Annotated in this window: 20 protein-coding genes; 6 read left to right on the forward strand and 14 right to left on the reverse strand. The window is 58.2% G+C overall.

What is annotated here, in order from left to right; all coding sequences use genetic code 11:
• The first annotated feature begins 143 nt into the window (after positions 1–143).
• From M5G26_RS02200 to pdxH, 3 genes are all read left to right on the forward strand, one after another.
• Positions 144–1,289 (forward strand): serine hydrolase domain-containing protein, encoded by a 1,146-nt coding sequence (locus M5G26_RS02200; RefSeq protein ID WP_273914326.1) that lies wholly within the window; start codon positions 144–146, stop codon positions 1,287–1,289.
• Between the two features lie 113 nt (positions 1,290–1,402).
• Entirely contained in the window at positions 1,403–2,509 is a 1,107-nt protein-coding gene (locus tag M5G26_RS02205) for an OmpA family protein (protein ID WP_273914327.1), read from the forward strand.
• 24 nt (positions 2,510–2,533) lie between these two features.
• The gene (gene pdxH, locus M5G26_RS02210; protein WP_273914328.1) at positions 2,534–3,181 is read left to right on the forward strand and encodes a pyridoxamine 5'-phosphate oxidase; all 648 of its coding nucleotides are present in this window, start codon (positions 2,534–2,536) and stop codon (positions 3,179–3,181) included.
• A gap of 5 nt (positions 3,182–3,186) precedes the next feature.
• Here the strand turns inward: pdxH and M5G26_RS02215 are convergent, their stop codons facing one another.
• Positions 3,187–3,423 carry a hypothetical protein gene (locus M5G26_RS02215; RefSeq protein ID WP_273914329.1) on the reverse strand — a complete coding sequence of 79 codons (237 nt, stop codon included), beginning with the start codon at positions 3,421–3,423 and terminating at the stop codon, positions 3,187–3,189.
• Between the two features lie 180 nt (positions 3,424–3,603).
• On the opposite strand from M5G26_RS02215, the gene M5G26_RS02220 reads away from it, so the two are divergent.
• A complete protein-coding gene (locus M5G26_RS02220; protein WP_007918566.1) occupies positions 3,604–4,068 on the forward strand; it encodes a glycine zipper 2TM domain-containing protein in 465 nt (154 codons plus the stop codon).
• A gap of 75 nt (positions 4,069–4,143) precedes the next feature.
• Here M5G26_RS02220 and M5G26_RS02225 read toward each other — a convergent pair whose 3' ends face one another.
• From M5G26_RS02225 to nhaA, 7 genes are all read right to left on the reverse strand, one after another.
• On the reverse strand, positions 4,144–4,395 hold the full coding sequence (locus M5G26_RS02225) for a pyocin S6 family toxin immunity protein (protein WP_273914330.1): 252 nt from the start codon (positions 4,393–4,395) through the stop codon (positions 4,144–4,146).
• Positions 4,396–4,420: 25 nt separating this feature from the next.
• Positions 4,421–4,666, reverse strand: coding sequence for a colicin E3-like toxin immunity protein (locus M5G26_RS02230; protein ID WP_273914331.1), 246 nt, complete (start codon positions 4,664–4,666; stop codon positions 4,421–4,423).
• Between the two features lie 51 nt (positions 4,667–4,717).
• Entirely contained in the window at positions 4,718–4,972 is a 255-nt protein-coding gene (locus M5G26_RS02235) for a colicin E3-like toxin immunity protein (RefSeq protein WP_273914332.1), read from the reverse strand.
• 7 nt (positions 4,973–4,979) lie between these two features.
• Positions 4,980–6,194, reverse strand: a complete 1,215-nt coding sequence (locus M5G26_RS02240) for an S-type pyocin domain-containing protein (RefSeq protein ID WP_273914333.1) — start codon at positions 6,192–6,194, stop codon at positions 4,980–4,982.
• 189 nt (positions 6,195–6,383) lie between these two features.
• The gene (locus M5G26_RS02245; RefSeq protein ID WP_038358152.1) at positions 6,384–7,124 is read right to left on the reverse strand and encodes a zeta toxin family protein; all 741 of its coding nucleotides are present in this window, start codon (positions 7,122–7,124) and stop codon (positions 6,384–6,386) included.
• Positions 7,121–7,390, reverse strand: a complete 270-nt coding sequence (locus M5G26_RS02250) for a hypothetical protein (protein ID WP_034154984.1) — start codon at positions 7,388–7,390, stop codon at positions 7,121–7,123. The genes M5G26_RS02245 and M5G26_RS02250 overlap by 4 nt, the downstream gene beginning before the upstream one ends.
• Before the next feature lie 122 nt (positions 7,391–7,512).
• On the reverse strand, positions 7,513–8,700 hold the full coding sequence (gene nhaA, locus M5G26_RS02255) for a Na+/H+ antiporter NhaA (protein ID WP_108225273.1): 1,188 nt from the start codon (positions 8,698–8,700) through the stop codon (positions 7,513–7,515).
• Positions 8,701–8,951: 251 nt separating this feature from the next.
• Between nhaA and M5G26_RS02260 the strand changes: the two genes are divergently transcribed.
• Positions 8,952–10,046: a PLP-dependent cysteine synthase family protein gene (locus M5G26_RS02260; protein WP_273914334.1), complete on the forward strand. Its 1,095-nt coding sequence runs from the start codon at positions 8,952–8,954 to the stop codon at positions 10,044–10,046.
• Between the two features lie 115 nt (positions 10,047–10,161).
• Here the strand turns inward: M5G26_RS02260 and M5G26_RS02265 are convergent, their stop codons facing one another.
• The 3 genes from M5G26_RS02265 to M5G26_RS02275 form a co-directional block, all read right to left on the reverse strand.
• Entirely contained in the window at positions 10,162–11,775 is a 1,614-nt protein-coding gene (locus tag M5G26_RS02265; RefSeq protein ID WP_134176824.1) for an NAD(P)/FAD-dependent oxidoreductase, read from the reverse strand.
• 97 nt (positions 11,776–11,872) lie between these two features.
• A complete protein-coding gene (locus tag M5G26_RS02270; protein WP_273914335.1) occupies positions 11,873–12,526 on the reverse strand; it encodes a COG3650 family protein in 654 nt (217 codons plus the stop codon).
• A gap of 59 nt (positions 12,527–12,585) precedes the next feature.
• Entirely contained in the window at positions 12,586–13,185 is a 600-nt protein-coding gene (locus M5G26_RS02275) for a short chain dehydrogenase (RefSeq protein WP_122600752.1), read from the reverse strand.
• Between the two features lie 105 nt (positions 13,186–13,290).
• On the opposite strand from M5G26_RS02275, the gene M5G26_RS02280 reads away from it, so the two are divergent.
• Positions 13,291–14,205, forward strand: coding sequence for a LysR family transcriptional regulator (locus M5G26_RS02280; protein ID WP_102902694.1), 915 nt, complete (start codon positions 13,291–13,293; stop codon positions 14,203–14,205).
• Positions 14,206–14,320: 115 nt separating this feature from the next.
• Here the strand turns inward: M5G26_RS02280 and M5G26_RS02285 are convergent, their stop codons facing one another.
• The 3 genes from M5G26_RS02285 to bufB are packed head-to-tail and all read right to left on the reverse strand — an operon-like array spanning position 14,321 to position 16,436.
• Entirely contained in the window at positions 14,321–14,797 is a 477-nt protein-coding gene (locus tag M5G26_RS02285; protein ID WP_273914336.1) for a DoxX family protein, read from the reverse strand.
• Complete coding sequence (locus M5G26_RS02290; protein ID WP_273914337.1) at positions 14,794–15,552, reverse strand: HvfC/BufC N-terminal domain-containing protein; 759 nt, start codon at positions 15,550–15,552, stop codon at positions 14,794–14,796. The genes M5G26_RS02285 and M5G26_RS02290 overlap by 4 nt, the downstream gene beginning before the upstream one ends.
• The gene (bufB, locus tag M5G26_RS02295; RefSeq protein ID WP_273914338.1) at positions 15,549–16,436 is read right to left on the reverse strand and encodes an MNIO family bufferin maturase; all 888 of its coding nucleotides are present in this window, start codon (positions 16,434–16,436) and stop codon (positions 15,549–15,551) included. Before bufB ends, M5G26_RS02290 begins: the two co-directional genes overlap by 4 nt.
• Between the last annotated feature and the right edge of the window lie 3 nt (positions 16,437–16,439).

The raw sequence follows: 16,439 nt of genomic DNA on the forward strand, positions 1-16,439 counted from the left end.
AACGCGTTTCTCTGTAGGAGCTGCCGTAGGCTGCGATCTTTTGACTTGGCTTTTAACCGTCTGGCCCGCAGCTGTTCCCAAATCCCTCTAGGGCTGGAACAATGCGGGCCACTTTGTAGAGCGTTTTCGCGGGGGAGTTGCGGGTGCAGATTCAGGGACATTACGAGCTTCAATTCGAAGCGGTGCGCGAAGCCTTTGCCGCACTGTTCGACGATCCCCAGGAACGCGGCGCAGCCCTGTGCATCAAGGTCGGTGGAGAAACCGTCCTCGACCTCTGGTCCGGCACTGCCGACAAGGATGGCGCCGAAGCCTGGCACAGCGACACCATCGCCAACCTGTTCTCTTGCACCAAAACCTTTACAGCTGTCACCGCCCTGCAACTGGTCGGCGAAGGCAAGCTGCAACTGGATGTTCCAGTTGCGCGCTACTGGCCGGAATTCGCCGCCGCTGGCAAAGAATCCGTGACCCTGCGCCAATTGCTCTGCCACCAGGCCGGTTTGCCGGCGCTGCGTGAATTGCTGGCGCCGGAAGCGTTGTATGACTGGCAAACCATGGTCGATGCCCTCGCCGTCGAAGCTCCGTGGTGGACGCCGGGCACTGGCCATGGTTATGCCGCGATCACTTACGGCTGGCTGATCGGCGAATTGCTGCGCCGTGCCGACGGTCGCGGGCCGGGCGAATCCATTGTCGCCCGTGTCGCCAAACCGTTGGGCCTGGATTTCCACGTGGGCTTGGCTGACGAAGAATTCCACCGTGTGGCGCACATTGCGCGCGGCAAGGGCAATGCTGGCGATGCCGCCGCGCAACGGTTGCTGCAGGTGACCATGCGCGAGCCCACCGCGATGACCACCCGCGCTTTTACCAACCCGCCGTCGGTGCTCACCAGCACCAACAAACCGGAGTGGCGCCGCATGCAGCAACCGGCGGCCAATGGTCACGGCAATGCGCGCAGTCTGGCCGGTTTCTACGCGGGTCTGCTTGACGGCAGCCTCCTCGAAAGCGACATGCTCGAAGAGCTGACCCGCGAACACAGCCTCGGCGAAGACAAGACACTGTTGACCCGCACCCGTTTCGGTCTGGGCTGCATGCTTGATCAACCGGATGTGCCCAACGCCACTTACGGTCTCGGTTCCAAGGCGTTCGGCCATCCCGGCGCGGGCGGTTCCATCGGTTTCGCTGATCCTGAGCATGATGTTGCCTTCGGTTTTGTGACAAATACCCTTGGGCCGTACGTCTTGATGGATCCGCGCGCGCAGAAGCTCGCGCGGGTGCTTGCCACTTGTCTGTAAAGCGTCAATAGAAGTTCCAGGGCCGGAACCTCGGCGTGTTTTTCGATTCAAAACGGCTGTTTATCCGGGCGAAAGTGCTCTGATTTTTCATTACTTCATTTTGTGGATTTTCAATGTCATCTAAAAAGACTCTCGCCCTGGCCCTGTGTGTAGCGATCACCGGTTGTGCACAGACCCCGAAAAACGATGCGGACGGCGGTAGTTGGTGGCCGTTCGGCTCTTCCGACAAGGTCGCAGCCAAGGAACCGGCTCCGGCCCCGGCTCCGCTGAAACCTGCGGCCACTGCACCCGTGGCGAAGACTGAAAGCAGCAGCCCGTGGTACTGGCCGTTCGGTTCCGATGATGAAGCGGTCAAAGCGGACATGAAGGCTGAAGTCGCCCCGGAAGCGAAAAAACCGGCAACCGTGGCCAAAGCTGAAGCCGATGCGGGTGGCAAATGGTGGTGGCCGTTCGGCGGCAAGGATCAACCCACCACCAAAGCCGTGCCGATGCCGGATCCGAAAGTGACCCAGGCCTGGCTCGACGACTACGAGCCGCGCCTGCGTGAAGCGGTCAAGGACAGCAATCTGCAACTCGAGCGCCGTGAAAACGTGCTGGTCGTGACCGCGCCGGTCGAAGGCTCGTTCAACCCGGATCGTCCAGCCATGCTGCTGCCGGTCACCCTCGGCCCGTTCACCCGTGTGGCGAAAATCCTTGAAGCCGACCCGAAAACGGCCGTGCTGGTCCTTGGCCACAGCGATTCCAGTGGTGCAGCGCCTGCCAACATCAAGCTGAGCCAGGAACGTGCCCAGTCCATTGCGGCGATCTTCCGTCTCAGCGGCCTGCAGCGTGATCGCCTGATGCTGCGTGGCATGGGTTCCGAAGCGCCGCGTGCAGCCAACGACAGCGTTGAAGGTCGTGCGCTTAACCGTCGCGTTGAACTGCTGGTGACCCCGCAAAACACCATGGTTGCCCTGCTGAGCAAGTACAACATGCCAGCGCCGAAGCCAGTGACCATGGTTGCTGCGCAAGACGTCAAGCCTGCCGCCAAACCAGTCACCCCGGCCCCCGCCGCGAAGAAAGCAGCTGTTCCGGCTACCAAAAAGGCTCCGGCCAAGAAAGCCGCTGCCAAGGCTCCGGCTAAAAAGGCCCCGGCCAAGGCCCCAGCGAAGAAAACCACGCCAGCCAAAGCCGCCGCGACCGACAAGAAAGTCGCCGCGACCGATGCCACCAAGAAGTGATCCGCTAACGAAAAGGAATGCGCCATGACCCAGGCTCTGGCAGATATGCGTCGTGATTACACCCGGGATGGTCTGACCGAGGCGCAAGCCCCGGCCGAGCCGTTTGCGCTGTTCCACCAGTGGTTCGCCGACGCGGTGAACACCGAACAGGCACCGGTGGAAGCCAACGCCATGACCTTGGCCACGGTCGACCAGGATGGGCGACCGCACTGTCGCATTCTGCTGCTCAAGGGCCTGGACGAGCAGGGCTTCACCTTCTTCACCAATTACGACAGCGCCAAGGGCCAGCACCTGGCGGCTAACCCGTTCGCCGCCATGACCTTCTTCTGGCCGACCCTGGAGCGTCAGGTGCGCATCGAAGGGCGGGTGGTCAAGGTCACGCCCGCGGAGTCGGATGCGTATTATCAGGTGCGTCCGCTGGGCAGCCGTCTCGGTGCTTGGGCGTCACCGCAGAGTCGAGTGATCAACGGGCGCGGTGAACTGGAAGATTTGCTCAAGGCCACCGAGCAGCGCTTCTCCGATACTCAGCCCGACTGCCCGCAACACTGGGGCGGTTACCGCTTGCTGCCTGAGCGCATCGAATTCTGGCAGGGCCGTCCGAGCCGTCTGCACGATCGCCTCAACTACCGTGCGCAGGGCGCCGACTGGATTCTTGAACGTCTGGCACCCTGAGCAGTCTACCGAGCGGGATAGTCTGCCGCAGCGGCCTCCAGCCACTTCGGCAGATCCCGGCGCTTGATCCTCTGCGCCTGAGCGTTCGCCAACTGTTCGAGCATGAAGGCGCGTTTGCCTTCATCCTTGCCCGCCAGCGACAACGCCAGATCGCGATCCATCCAGCGCTTGATCCGCACGTACAACCACCAATGGAAGTACAAACCGGCGACAGTGGTGACGACGATGATGAAGTAATCCATGAAAATCCTTGGTGTCCGTGGCGCAGAATCGGTAATTTGGCGCTACTGTAGGGGCTAAATCAGGGAGAGCGTGCAGGTGTCTGTACCGCGCCTGAATGAAAGCCAATTTATCCGGGCAGTGTCGTGACAGGCGTCAAGCCACGGAGTTTAATGACTATATGTTTCTTTGGAGTTGATGCTATGCGTAAGTCTGTTCTGCTGGTTGCTTCCTTTTCCACGATGGCGATGTTGCTTACCGGCTGCCAATCGAGCCTGACCGGTGACTCCTACTCCCGTGACGAAGCGCGTCGTGTGCAGACGATTCGCATGGGCACCATCGAATCCCTGCGCCCGGTGAAAATCGAAGGCACCAAAACCCCGATCGGCGGCCTCGCTGGTGCAGCGGTCGGCGGCGTCGGCGGCAGCGCCATCGGCGGCGGCAAGGGCAGCATCGTTGCTGCGGTCATCGGTGCGGTGGCGGGCGGTCTGATCGGTTCGGCAACCGAAGAAGGTCTGACCCGTACCCAAGGTGTGGAAATCACCGTGCGTGAAGACGACGGCAGCATGCGTGCCTATGTGCAGCAGGTTCAGGAAAACGAAGTGTTCCGCGTTGGCGAACGCGTGCGCATCTCCACCGTTGGCGGGACCAGCCGCGTTTCGCACTAAGCGGAATTCAGGGTAAAGAAAACCCCGATCAGGTGACTGGTCGGGGTTTTTCTTTATTGCTTCCAGCTCGTTGAGTCAGTAATCGAAACAGGTTCCCATGAAGTAATCCAAGCCTTTCGGGAAGCTCTCGTTGAGAAGAGCTTCCAGAGCAGCTATTTGATCCGTGCTCAATAACAACTCGCCGGGCTCCAGTTCGCTTACAGGCTTGGACTCAATGAGTTGCGCGACTTGCTCATCCATCTCGTTACCGGTGATGTACCGCTCGAATTGCAAGGAGTCGTCCTGAACTTCATCAGGAAAAAATCCGGTGATCGAAAGGTAGTGCATACGGTCAATCAGCCTTTTTTCGCTATTAGCTGTAGTCGAACGAAATTTGATAGTCGTTAGTACTCAGGGTGATTTGATGTTGAAAGTACGGCTGAATGGTAGCAACCCACTTTTCGACAACATTGAAGCTGCCATTATTGATGTTGCCCTCTATCGGAATGCCTAAGGCATTCAGTACTGATTCATCATCCCCCAGATCTTTTGACGACTCCTCGCCCTGCAATTGCAGGGTTGCTGTGTCGTACCATTCCAGTCTCAGTTCTAGTCCCACCTCTTCCTCACAGATATCTTTTTTGATATTTTTCGGGTATTGAATGGGGGGCTACCAGTTGTTGCGGTATACGAACGATATCTGATAGTCGTAAGACGAATATTGGATGAAGTGCTGGAAGTACGGTTGAAGAATCTTTAACCAATCGGATTTAACATCAAATCCGCCATTATTTATGTTTCTGGCAGGCGACAGGCCTAACGCTTCAATTAGTGAGCAGTCCTCACCAAAATCTTTCGACAACTCCTCTCCTTCACCCAGTTCGGTTTGCTTGTCATACCATTCAAGCCTGGCCTTCAGTCCCATGTAATCCTCATAAATATTTTTTGATACTTCGGTTCTTTTTGGGCGGATCTATCTGTTCGCCGGTCCTATGGTCGAAAGAGCCTAAATGGCTCCCATCGCTTGCGCGGTATGCTTCAAGTTCGCCGTGCAGATAGTCCCATTCGTAAATTATCCGGCCTTTCGCGTTGATCCAGCGATCCCGAAGCCCTCCGTTGTATGGTGTTTTCTTTTTTGCTCTTCTCAAATCAGGAAAGGCTGTGATATCTACCGTTTCAGGAGCCGGGTGGTAGGTATGACCCGCTTCGGCGGTGCCTTTCGCAGCGCTGACAACAATGTAAATCGGTTTTACTCCCGACCCCACGGGAAAAACCAAAATGAAATCCCGGTACTCCGGCGGATAAACCGGATTGACCAGAATTCCAACCGCCGCTTTCGTCGGCGGATAAACCCAGATGTGCGGTGCCTGCGGTGCAGCCTCCAGCGCGGGAATACCGAGGATATCTGAGCCATCCTCGGCAGGCGTCCAGATCAGCTCGACGCCTTCGCCCAGATCCGCAATGAACTGGCTGTCTCGCGCGGTGAACTGCGCGACATCGACCATTTCCCAATCGCGATTCTTGCCGGTGTAGAAGCCGTAGCCCTTCAGGCTGCCGTCGGCCTGCTGTTCGACCCTCAACCGAACACGCGTTCGCGCCTGTGCAAGTCCACGCAGTTGTTCGTCGGTATAGAGCGCGCTGTCACCAAGGCTCGATGGCATGAACAGCGCAACCAAACCAACCAAAGGCGCAATAGCCGCGCTGGATACCACGGCGGGCAGTGCTTCAAACACCGATCCCGCCAGAGCCAGACTGCCAAATCCGGCCGGAATAGCGGTTGCGCCGATTTTCTTGAGCGGAACTGCGCCGCTTTCATCGGCCTCACGCGCACCCAACAGAATCAGCTCGCCGTAATCCTTCAGGCTGTCAGTCGGCACCATCCCCGAAGGATTGGAGTAATCGATAATCGCATCCGGCAATTTGCAGGACTTGGCGAATACGCAGCCAGCGCGCACGGGATCGGCTTTTTTGACCGCCACCTCACGGCTGCGCTCGAAAGCCTCCTGCCGCGCCAGCATGGCGTCGTAAGCGTTCTGTCTGGCGTCGCGTTCGGCCAGTTCAGTGGCCGTCATGTAGCGGTAGGTGACGTGATGCCCGTCGCCTTGCGGTGGGTTGGAAACCCGGGGAATGTCCTTGTTGCCAGCCACTGATCGTCCTTTCGTTCATCCGTCGACAGCCCTTCGCAAAGGGCTGCGCAACGTTAACGAAGCAGGAAAATGGTGGCTGTAGGACGCGTCGCTAAAGACGTGGGGATTGTTCGACGGATGCTGATTTGTAGATTGGCTGTTGTTCGAGACTCAGAGGACTGAGCCCGCAGGAAAAATTTGTTCAGCGCACTACAGTAATTTGTCGAGCACGAACTCTTTGAACCAAGGTGGCTGAGTATCTGATTTGATCTCAATCAGATCGCCATCGGTGATCTCCGCAATCTGGGTGAGACCTTCGCTACCTTCATCCGAGTTGTCGAAAATGTAGGCTCTGTTGGAGGTCAGGATGGCATCAGACAGAAGCTCCAAAGATCTCCAGTACCGTGCCTCTATCTTTTCAGGAGGAACGCTGTGCCCACCTTGTTTGACACGATACGCAACCCTGGCAATGTTGATCTGAGGGTCGGCGGTAGCGACGTAGTAAACATAAACCCGGTAACCGGAAGCATGAGCTTCGGCGAGCAGTTTGACCTTGTCAGAGGACGACATGACAGTTTCAAACGTAAAGCTGATTCGCTCTTTGATCAAAGATCTTCGTATGAAGTCGGAAAGGGCTGATGCGACGTAGGAGTCGATTACAGTATTTGCGAAGCTAAGCCTTTCACCGTCGATTTTCAGGGAATCCAGCTTTGCCAATGAGTGAGGGGATTTCTTGAGTAGAGCGTGCTCACGAAAGAATTCAAAGATGTCTTCTTTGTGAGCTTCGATGCGATAGGAGGTGAAGTCAAAATACCCTGTATCTTTGATTGAGCGTTCTATGTCATCAGGATTTATGTAATTTCCCAGCAAATGCGCTGGAACCAGTCGATTGAAGGTGCTTTTTCCTGACCCGTTCGGGCCTGCGAATATCCGTATTCTCGGTGTGCTCAAGAAATAACCTGTTTCGAGGATTTGTTGATGTGCAGGCGAGTGCCGCTTTTCAGATTTCCGTAGGTGCCTATTGTGCGCAAAGCAACAGAACTCTTCTCTGTCACTTCAAATAGCTGACCATCTTTAGCAACGAGCACTGCAGCACCATTGGCGAGCGCCATTCTGTAGGCGTTGCTGAATGCCTTCAGAGCGATGTCCGGAATCCGAGACTCCTGTATGGAAATCTGATCGTCCGTCATTGGGCGTTTTTCTGCTTTACGTGACATGGATGACTCCAGAATCGGTGCTGAGAAGGTGCGGCTGTCGACCAAAGATATAGCACACTTGCGAGGTTCAGAGCCAAGCCCCTCTGGATAGAAGGGCCTCGACTTTTGTAGAAAAATGCGTCTCAAGCGTTTTTCAGAGTATTCCGGCGACTCGCCGCCGCCGTCACCGCATAACCAATCAGCGCCGCCAGAATCGACCCGGTCAAAATCCCCATTCGGTCCATGCCAGCGTAATCACTCACACCAGGCTCAAACGCCAGCGATCCAACGAACAGGCTCATGGTGAAGCCAATGCCGCAGAGGATCGCCACGCCCAGCACCTGACCCCAGTTGGCGCCTTGGGGCAGGGCGGCGATGCCGGTTTTGACCGCGAGCCAGGTCAGACCGAACACGCCGACGGTCTTGCCCAACAGCAGGCCTACCGCGATGCCCATCGGCACATGATGGGTGAAGCTTTCCACGGTGACACCGCTCAGTGACAGGCCGGCGTTGGCGAAGGCGAACAGCGGCAGAATGCCGTAGGCCACCCATGGGTGCAGCGCATGTTCGAGGGTCAGCAGCGGCGACGGCTCTGCGTTTTTCGTGCGCAATGGAATGCAGAAGGCCAGGGTTACGCCCGCCAGCGTGGCGTGCACACCGCTCTTGAGTACACAGACCCAAAGAATCAAACCGATGATCATGTACGGCCCGAGTTTGACCACGCCCAAGCGATTCATCGCCACCAGCGCTGCAATGCACGCTGCCGCCAGACCCAGCGACAGGGTCGACAGTTCGCCGGAGTAGAAGATCGCAATGATCACGATGGCGCCGAGGTCATCGATGATTGCCAGGGTCATCAGGAAGAGCTTCAGCGATACCGGCACACGCTTGCCGAGCAAGGCCAGCACGCCGAGGGCGAAGGCGATGTCGGTCGCGGTCGGGATCGCCCAGCCGTCGAGCGCTGCCGGATTGTCGCGGTTGAGGAACCAGTAAATCAGCGCTGGCACCAGCATGCCGCCGATAGCGGCTGCACCGGGCAGGACGATCTGTGACGGCTTGGACAACTGGCCGTCGAGGACTTCGCGCTTAACTTCCAGGCCGATGAGCAGGAAGAACATCGCCATCAGACCGTCGTTGATCCACAGCAGCAGGGGTTTAGCGATTTTCAACGCACCGATCTGCGCCACCACCGGAGTGTCGAGCAGGCCGGTGTACAGCCACGACAGTGGCGAGTTGTTGATAATCAGCGCCAGGATGGCCGCGGCGATCAATAACAGACCGCTGGCAGCTTCCAACTGAAAGAAACGCGTGAAAGTGCTACGCAGAGGCAAGGTCGCTCTCCATCGATAAAGTAAAAAGGTGGGACACCCTAACCCGTACTGTTAGTTGTTAAAACAAAAGTTATATTCTTTTTTGTTATATGTCGTTACAAGGTGTCTGGCTCAAGCCACGCTGAGCCTAGCAGTTGCCTGACATATTGAGACTCAGCTGTATCTGTGCGCGCTATAGGATTTTTCCTAAGCTGATGAGTGAGCCTTTTGTACACATTCATCTCCTGCCCGATTCAACGAGAACCATCACCATGAGCGACAACCGACAGTGGGCCCGCGAAGCGATCCGCATCATCGAAGCGGATTTTCAGCGCAGCGCCGACACCCACCTGATTCCTTTGCCGCTGCCGGGTTTTGCGGGCATCGAGTTGTATTTCAAGGATGAATCCAGCCATCCGACCGGCAGCCTCAAACATCGCCTGGCCCGTTCGTTGTTCCTCTATGCGTTGTGTAACGGCTGGCTCAAGCCCGGCGCGCCGGTGATCGAGGCGTCCAGCGGTTCGACGGCGATTTCCGAAGCGTATTTCGCGCGGATGCTGGGCTTGCCGTTTATTGCGGTGATGCCGGCGACCACGTCCAAAGAGAAGATCGCGCAGATCGCGTTCTACGGTGGCCAGAGCCATCTGGTGAAAGATCCGACGCAGATCTACGCCGAATCCGAGCGTCTCGCCCGCGAACATGGCGGCCACTTTATCGACCAGTTCACCTACGCCGAACGTGCCACTGACTGGCGGGCGAACAACAACATTGCTGAATCGATCTTCCAGCAGATGCGCTATGAGCAACACCCGGAACCGAGCTGGCTGATTTCCAGCCCCGGCACTGGTGGCACCACCGCAACGCTCGGTCGTTACGTGCGCTATCGCCAGCATTGCACTCGCGTGCTGTGCGCGGATGCCGAGCGTTCGGTGTTCTTCGATTACTACCAGACCGGCGATGCGAGTTTGCGTCTGGATTGCGGTTCGCGCATTGAAGGCATTGGCCGGCCACGGGTCGAAGCGTCGTTTCTGCCCAAGGTGATCGATGCGATGGTCAAAGTGCCGGACGCCTTGTCACTGGCGGCCATGCATTATCTGGCGAAACGTCTGGGACGGCATGTCGGCGGGTCGAGCGGGACCAATCTGATCGGCGCCTTGATGGCGGCGCAACAGATGAAGGCGGCGGGGGAGTCGGGGTCGATCGTGGCGATTTTGTGCGATGGTGGCGAGCGGTATGCCGACACTTATTACGATCAGGTTTGGCTGAAGGCGCAGGGGTATGAGTTGGCAGGGTTGATCGAAGCAGTGACTGCGAGTGCCGAGCGCGGTGAGCCGCTGCCGACTTCAGTCCTGCGCGCGAATATCTGACACACCGAAATCAACTGTAGGAGTGAGCCTGCTCGCGATGGCGTAATAACATTCAACATTGATGTTGAATGGACTACCGCTATCGCGAGCAGGCTCACTCCTACAGGGTTTTGTGTCAGTCAGTGAGGCCGAGGATGTCGCGCGCCACGGCTTCTGCAATGCGAATCCCGTCAACACCCGCCGACAGAATCCCGCCCGCATAACCCGCGCCTTCACCGGCCGGGAACAAGCCCTTCACATTCATGCTCTGCAGCGTTTCGTTACGAGTGATGCGCAGCGGTGACGAAGTACGCGTCTCGATCCCGGTCAAGACTGCATCGTGCAGCGAGTAACCACGAATCTGCTTCTCGAACGCTGGTAAGGCTTCGCGGATTGCCTCGATGGCAAAATCCGGCAAGGCCAGGGCCAGATCGCCCAGCGCCACGCCCGGTTTGTACGACGGCTCGACTTCACCCAGTTCGGTCGATGGAATGTCGTTGATGAAGTCGCCAACCAGTTGCGCCGGCGCCTTGTAATCGCTGCCGCCAAGAATGAACGCGTGAGATTCAAGACGCTCCTGCAACTCGATCCCGGCCAGCGGGCCACCCGGATAATCGACTTCCGGGGTGATGCCGACGACGATGCCGGAGTTGGCGTTGCGCTCGTTACGCGAGTACTGGCTCATGCCGTTGGTGACCACGCGGTTCGGCTCGGACGTCGCCGCGACCACGGTGCCGCCCGGGCACATGCAGAAGCTGTAGACCGAACGGCCGTTCTTGGCGTGGTGCACCAGTTTGTAGTCGGCAGCGCCGAGTTTCGGGTGCCCGGCGTATTTGCCCAGACGTGCACGGTCGATCAGCGATTGCGGGTGTTCGATGCGGAAACCCACCGAAAACGGCTTGGCTTCCATGAACACGCCACGGCTGTGGAGCATGCGGAAAGTGTCGCGGGCGCTGTGGCCGAGGGCCAGAACCACGTGTTTCGAATGCAGGGTTTCGCCGCTGGCCAGTTGTACGCCGACCAATTGGCCGTCCTCGATCAGCACGTCGGTGACGCGTTCCTGGAAGCGCACTTCGCCGCCCAGTTCGCGGATCTGCTCGCGCATGTTTTCCACCATGCCGGTCAGACGGAATGTACCGATGTGCGGCTTGCTGACGTAGAGGATTTCTTCCGGCGCGCCGGCCTTGACGAACTCGTGCAGGACTTTACGGCCGAGGAACTTCGGATCCTTGATCTGGCTGTATAGCTTGCCGTCGGAGAACGTGCCCGCGCCGCCTTCGCCGAACTGCACGTTGGACTCGGGGTTGAGCACGCTTTTACGCCACAGGCCCCAAGTGTCTTTGGTGCGCTGGCGGACTTCGGTGCCGCGTTCGAGGACGATCGGCTTGAAGCCCATTTGCGCCAGCAGCAGGCCAGCAAAGATGCCACACGGGCCGAAACCGACAACGATCGGGCGCTGGCTCAGGTCGCTTGGTGCCTGGCCGACGAATTTGTAGCTGACATCCGGCGCCATGTTGACGTTACGGTCGTCGGCGAACTTGCCCAACACCTTGGCCTCGTCGCGCACTTCGAGGTCGATGGTGTAGATGAAGCACAGTTCGGAGGACTTTTTGCGCGCGTCGTAGCTGCGCTTGAACAAGGTGAAATCGAGCAGATCATCGCTGGCGATGCCCAGACGTTGCACGATGGCAACGCGCAGGTCTTCTTCGGGATGGTCGATTGGCAGCTTGAGTTCAGTGATTCGTAACATGGCGAGGATCCGGGTTCGCGGGGCGCACAACTGCGCCAGGGCGTTTGAAGGCCGCGATTATAAGCCGCAAAGGCCGGATCCGGTGAGGCTAAAACGCTCAGTCGTTGCGCGATCCGCCGAAATACCCGCAACCACGCTGCACCTGGCCGTCGATGCGCAACTCGGCGCTCATGTGCTGCACGCTACCGGTGCTGCTGTCGACGCAGCGCTGCGGCGCGACCCACAATTCGATGCGCTGGTTGTTGACTTCGCTGCTCAGATTGAAGCGGCCATCGCCCAACTGATCTTCAATATACGGCACGGCAAGTGGCGGCTGACCTTCGCGGTCGATGACCATGCCTTTGCCGCTGACTTTGACATTCCACTCCGGGCCATGGCCGGCGGCACGCAGGATCAGCAGTTTGAAATTCGGATCATCGCAGGCAGTGCCGGAGCGCTCGACGCGATACAACTGCGTGAGGTCGAGTCGATCGCCGGCGACTTTGCCGCGAACATCGGCGAAAAGTTTGCCTTGCTCGTCGGCGAGGGTAGCAGCCTCTTGCAGAATACTGGTGCCACCGATGTCATTGACCACCAGTTGACGCTGATCCTGACATGGCTGGAACACCAGTTTGCCGTCAGCAGCGGTCAGTTGCCCCTGCATCCGCGTCTGCCCGACGTGCGAGGCACTTTCTCGCTGGCCATCGAACAACTGGCAAGCGGCAAACAACGGCAGCAGGGCAACAACGACCAACGAACGGGCAACACGCATTTTCGGCTCTCCAGACAAGTGCCGCCACGTTACGCAGCCTGACCGTTCATCACAAGGGTTTAGCCCACGTGAAACGTCTGACCGGTTTGCAGGCCTTCGACACTTTTCGCGTAGGCCAATGCCACATCTGCCGCAGGAACCGGCTTGTAGCCACGGAAATACGGGGCGTAGCTGCCCATCGCTTCGAGCAGCACGGTCGGGCTGATCGAGTTCACTCGCAGGCCGCGTGGCAATTCGATGGCGGCGGCGCGAACGAAGCTGTCCAGAGCACCGTTGACCAGCGCTGCCGATGCGCCGCTGCGGATCGGATCGTGGCTGAGCACGCCGGTTGTGAAGGTGAACGAAGCGCCGTCGTTGGCGAATTCGCGGCCGATCAGCAGCAGATTGACCTGGCCCATCAGCTTGTCTTTGAGGCCGAGAGCGAAGCTGTCTTCCGTCATCTCACCCAGTGGGGCGAAGGTGACGTTGCCGGCGGCGCAGACCAGTGCATCGAACTTGCCGGTTTTTTCGAACAGTTTGCGGATTGATGCGCTGTCGCTGATATCCACCTGCAAATCACCGCTGCTGCGCCCGATACGGATGACTTCGTGGCGTTGCGAGAGTTCTTTATCCACCGCCGAACCAATAGTGCCGCCAGCGCCTATCAACAGAATCTTCATCGAGCTTGTACCTCAAGTGGTTGAACGAGGTTTCAGTCTAGAGTGGTTTTTTCTGCGGATAAGCGCACTAATGGGCAACCTTTGGTTTTCAAATGGAAACAATCCATGAGCGAGATGGATGATCTGGCGGCGTTCGCGGTGTTGATTGAAGCGGGCAGTTTCACCTTGGCAGCGCAGCAATTGGGCTGCAGCAAGGGCCAGCTGTCGAAACGCATCAGCCAGCTCGAAGCGCAGTTTTCTGTGGTGTTGTTGCAACGCACCACCCGGCGCTTGAGCCTGACCGCCGCCGGCGCAGCATTGTTGCCGCAGGCCCAGGCGCTGGTCGTCCAGGTGGAAAGGGCGCGTCAGGCCTTGGCGCGATTGAAGGACGATATGGCCGGTCCGGTGCGCATGACGGTGCCGGTGTCGCTGGGTGAAACCTTCTTTGAGGGTTTGTTGCTGGAGTTCTCGCATCAATACCCTGAGGTGCAGATTGAGCTGGAGCTGAACAACAGTTACCGCGATCTGTCCCGGGACGGCTTTGATCTGGGGATCCGCAGCGAGGTGGCCAATGACGAACGACTAGTGGCCAAGCCGTTGTTGGCCTGGCAGGAAATGACCTGCGCCAGCCCGGCGTATCTCGAGCGCTTCGGAGAACCGCTGACGCCACAGGCTCTGGCCGAACATCGCTGTTTGCTCAACAGCCACTACAGCGGGCGTGAGGAATGGCTGTATCACCAGCAGCATGAATTGTTACGGGTGCGAGTATCAGGACCGTTTGCCAGCAACCATTACAACTTGCTGAAGAAAGCTGCACTCAGTGGCGCCGGGATTGCGAGGTTGCCTTCCTACTTGCTGCAGGCGGAATTGGCTGACGGCAGATTGCGCTGGCTCCTGCGTGACTTTCAGACCCGGCGTATGCCGATGTACCTGGTGCATCCGTATCAGGGCGGATTACCAAAACGCACGCAGGTACTCGCTGACTATCTGATCGGCTGGTTCAAGCGCAGCGGCGAGGCGCTGGATCGACTTCAGCGCTGATCATATGAACATAAACCCCATGTAGGAGCTGCCGAAGGCTGCGATCTTTTGATTTTGTTTTTTTCAAAGCAAGATCAAAAGATCGCAGCCTTCGGCAGCTCCTACAGGTCGGCGTTCAGTTGGCCAAGTGGCGGGCGATCAGATGATCAATCGATAACTTGCCCGGCCCCGTCGCCATCAGGTACAGCAACACCGCCGCCCAGGTACCGTGAGTCGGATAGGCATCTGGGTAGACAAAAAGCTGAATGGTCAGGGTCATGCCCAATAATGCCAGCGCCGAAAACCGCGTAGCGAAGCCAATCAGAATCAGCAGCGGAAAGAAATGCTCGGCGAACGCCGCCATGTGCGCGGCAATCTCTGGCGACAGCAGCGGTACGTGGTATTCGCTCTTGAACAACGGAATCGTCGAGTCGGCCAGACGTGGCCAGCCGAGTTGTAAGCTGCCGTCGATCAGGTCAATGGCCAGGCCTTCAACCTTGGTCTGCCCTGATTTCCAGAACACCGCGGCTATCGAGAAACGCGCAATGAAGGCGATCAGGCTGTGAGGGATTTTTTCCAGCAGCGCGATGGCGCGGGTGATGAGGCGGCTCATGGCGATTCCTTGTTGTTCATTTGGGTGATCGCGTTGTGTGCGATCAGCAGGCCGAGGGTTTGCGCGAGGTCGAATTCAGGGCTGTGTTCAGCGGCTGCCAGGAGAGGCTGTCCATCGATCAGATTGCGGATAAACACGCTGGCGCCGGGTTCGAGGGCGAACACTTCGACGTCCAGGCCATTGCGCAACACCAGCGCGTGTTGCCTTTGGTTGACGTCGATCCCCTCCAGCGTCGAGTCGTGTTGATGTGCGCCCCAGATCGCGACTACGGCATAGGCTGAGTCGAGCAGGTGAAGGGAGGGATGAAGGTTGAGGCGCAGCTCACTCAGCGTTTGCACATCAGCCAGTGCTGCCGTGATCTGTTCCGCGCGCACGGGCAGGGCGTCGGCCGCGTGGTAGGCGAGGGTGCGCAAGTGCTCAAGACGCGCCACGTCTGCCAGATAAGGCACGCCGCCGGCCGGTTCAAACGCTGCAATGAAGTCCGCAAATACCTCGCCGTAGCGATTCATCAACGGACTCTGCGGCGGCTGCTGTTGGACGAAAACGGCCGCCATGGCGCGAAAGAATTCATCGCCGACCAATTGCGCAACCACCGGGTAACTGTCGCTCAACGCATTGATCAGCGAACCCTGTACGTTGTTGCGATACACCGCGAAACGGCTCGCCGGATCAGCACCGTTGGCGCTGCACAGGCCTTCGGGGCAGGGTAGTCGCGTGTCGATGAGCGCGGCAGCGAAAGCGCGTTGAGTGCTCATGTGCGTGCTCCAGCATCCAGCAAAAGTGCATCAGCTTGCTGAGCTTCCGCCAGTAGCACCGCAAACGCCGGCACGTGATTGTCGCGCTCGATCAACGTCGCCACCGGGCCGATGCGTTGCAGCACTTGCCGGTACAAACCCCAGACGGCTTGATCGATCGGCGCGCCGTGATCGTCGATCAGCAAGCGATCGCCAAGGCTGTCGCTATCTTCGGCGAACCCGGCCAGATGAATTTCACCCACCGTGTGTAGTGGCAGCGCATCGAGATACGCCAGTGGGTCACGCTGATGGTTCACGCAAGAAACGTAGACATTGTTGACGTCCAGCAGCAGGCCGCAGCCGCTACGGCGGATGACCTCAGCGATGAAATCTGCCTCATCGAGGGTTGAGCGTTGAAACGCCAGATAGGTTGCCGGATTCTCCAGCAACATGGGCCGTTTGAGCGTGTTCTGCACTTGATCGATATGCTCGCAGACGCGATTCAGCGTCGGCGTGTCATAGGCCAGCGGCAACAGATCATTGAGAAACACCGGGCCATGGCTCGACCAAGCCAGATGTTCGGAAAAGGCTTGCGGTTGATAGCGCTGAATCAGCTCGGCAAGGCGTTGAAGATGCTGTTTATCCAGCGGCCCTTCAGCACCGATGGACAAGCCGACACCGTGCAACGACAGCGGATACTGCTCGCGGATCAAACCGAGAAAATGATGAAACGGACCGCCGGCCACCATGTAGTTTTCGGCGTGGACTTCGAAGAAACCGATGTCCGGTTGTGAGCCGAGCACTTCACGAAAGTGCCCGGTCTTGAGTCCCAGCCCGGCACGGGACGGGAGCCCGGTGCGGGCTGCCTGAGTGCGGGATTGGGCATGGTCATTGATAGTGAACATGAT

The organism is Pseudomonas sp. TNT2022 ID642, from assembly GCF_028656995.1.
GTDB lineage: Bacteria > Pseudomonadota > Gammaproteobacteria > Pseudomonadales > Pseudomonadaceae > Aquipseudomonas.

Bases quoted from the DNA above. Each gene is read 5' to 3' on its own strand.
- M5G26_RS02205 (WP_273914327.1), top strand. From the start codon at position 1,403: ATGTCATCTAAAAAGACTCTCGCCCTGGCCCTGTGTGTAGCGATCACC.
- pdxH (WP_273914328.1), top strand. From the start codon at position 2,534: ATGACCCAGGCTCTGGCAGATATGCGTCGTGATTACACCCGGGATGGT.
- M5G26_RS02220 (WP_007918566.1), top strand. From the start codon at position 3,604: ATGCGTAAGTCTGTTCTGCTGGTTGCTTCCTTTTCCACGATGGCGATG.
- bufB (WP_273914338.1), bottom strand. From the start codon at position 16,436: ATGTTCACTATCAATGACCATGCCCAATCCCGCACTCAGGCAGCCCGC.
- M5G26_RS02260 (WP_273914334.1), top strand. From the start codon at position 8,952: ATGAGCGACAACCGACAGTGGGCCCGCGAAGCGATCCGCATCATCGAA.
- M5G26_RS02265 (WP_134176824.1), bottom strand. From the start codon at position 11,775: ATGTTACGAATCACTGAACTCAAGCTGCCAATCGACCATCCCGAAGAA.
- M5G26_RS02290 (WP_273914337.1), bottom strand. From the start codon at position 15,552: ATGAGCACTCAACGCGCTTTCGCTGCCGCGCTCATCGACACGCGACTA.
- M5G26_RS02270 (WP_273914335.1), bottom strand. From the start codon at position 12,526: ATGCGTGTTGCCCGTTCGTTGGTCGTTGTTGCCCTGCTGCCGTTGTTT.
- M5G26_RS02285 (WP_273914336.1), bottom strand. From the start codon at position 14,797: ATGAGCCGCCTCATCACCCGCGCCATCGCGCTGCTGGAAAAAATCCCT.
- M5G26_RS02275 (WP_122600752.1), bottom strand. From the start codon at position 13,185: ATGAAGATTCTGTTGATAGGCGCTGGCGGCACTATTGGTTCGGCGGTG.
- M5G26_RS02215 (WP_273914329.1), bottom strand. From the start codon at position 3,423: ATGGATTACTTCATCATCGTCGTCACCACTGTCGCCGGTTTGTACTTC.
- M5G26_RS02280 (WP_102902694.1), top strand. From the start codon at position 13,291: ATGAGCGAGATGGATGATCTGGCGGCGTTCGCGGTGTTGATTGAAGCG.
- M5G26_RS02235 (WP_273914332.1), bottom strand. From the start codon at position 4,972: ATGGGACTGAAGGCCAGGCTTGAATGGTATGACAAGCAAACCGAACTG.
- M5G26_RS02225 (WP_273914330.1), bottom strand. From the start codon at position 4,395: ATGCACTACCTTTCGATCACCGGATTTTTTCCTGATGAAGTTCAGGAC.
- M5G26_RS02250 (WP_034154984.1), bottom strand. From the start codon at position 7,390: ATGTCACGTAAAGCAGAAAAACGCCCAATGACGGACGATCAGATTTCC.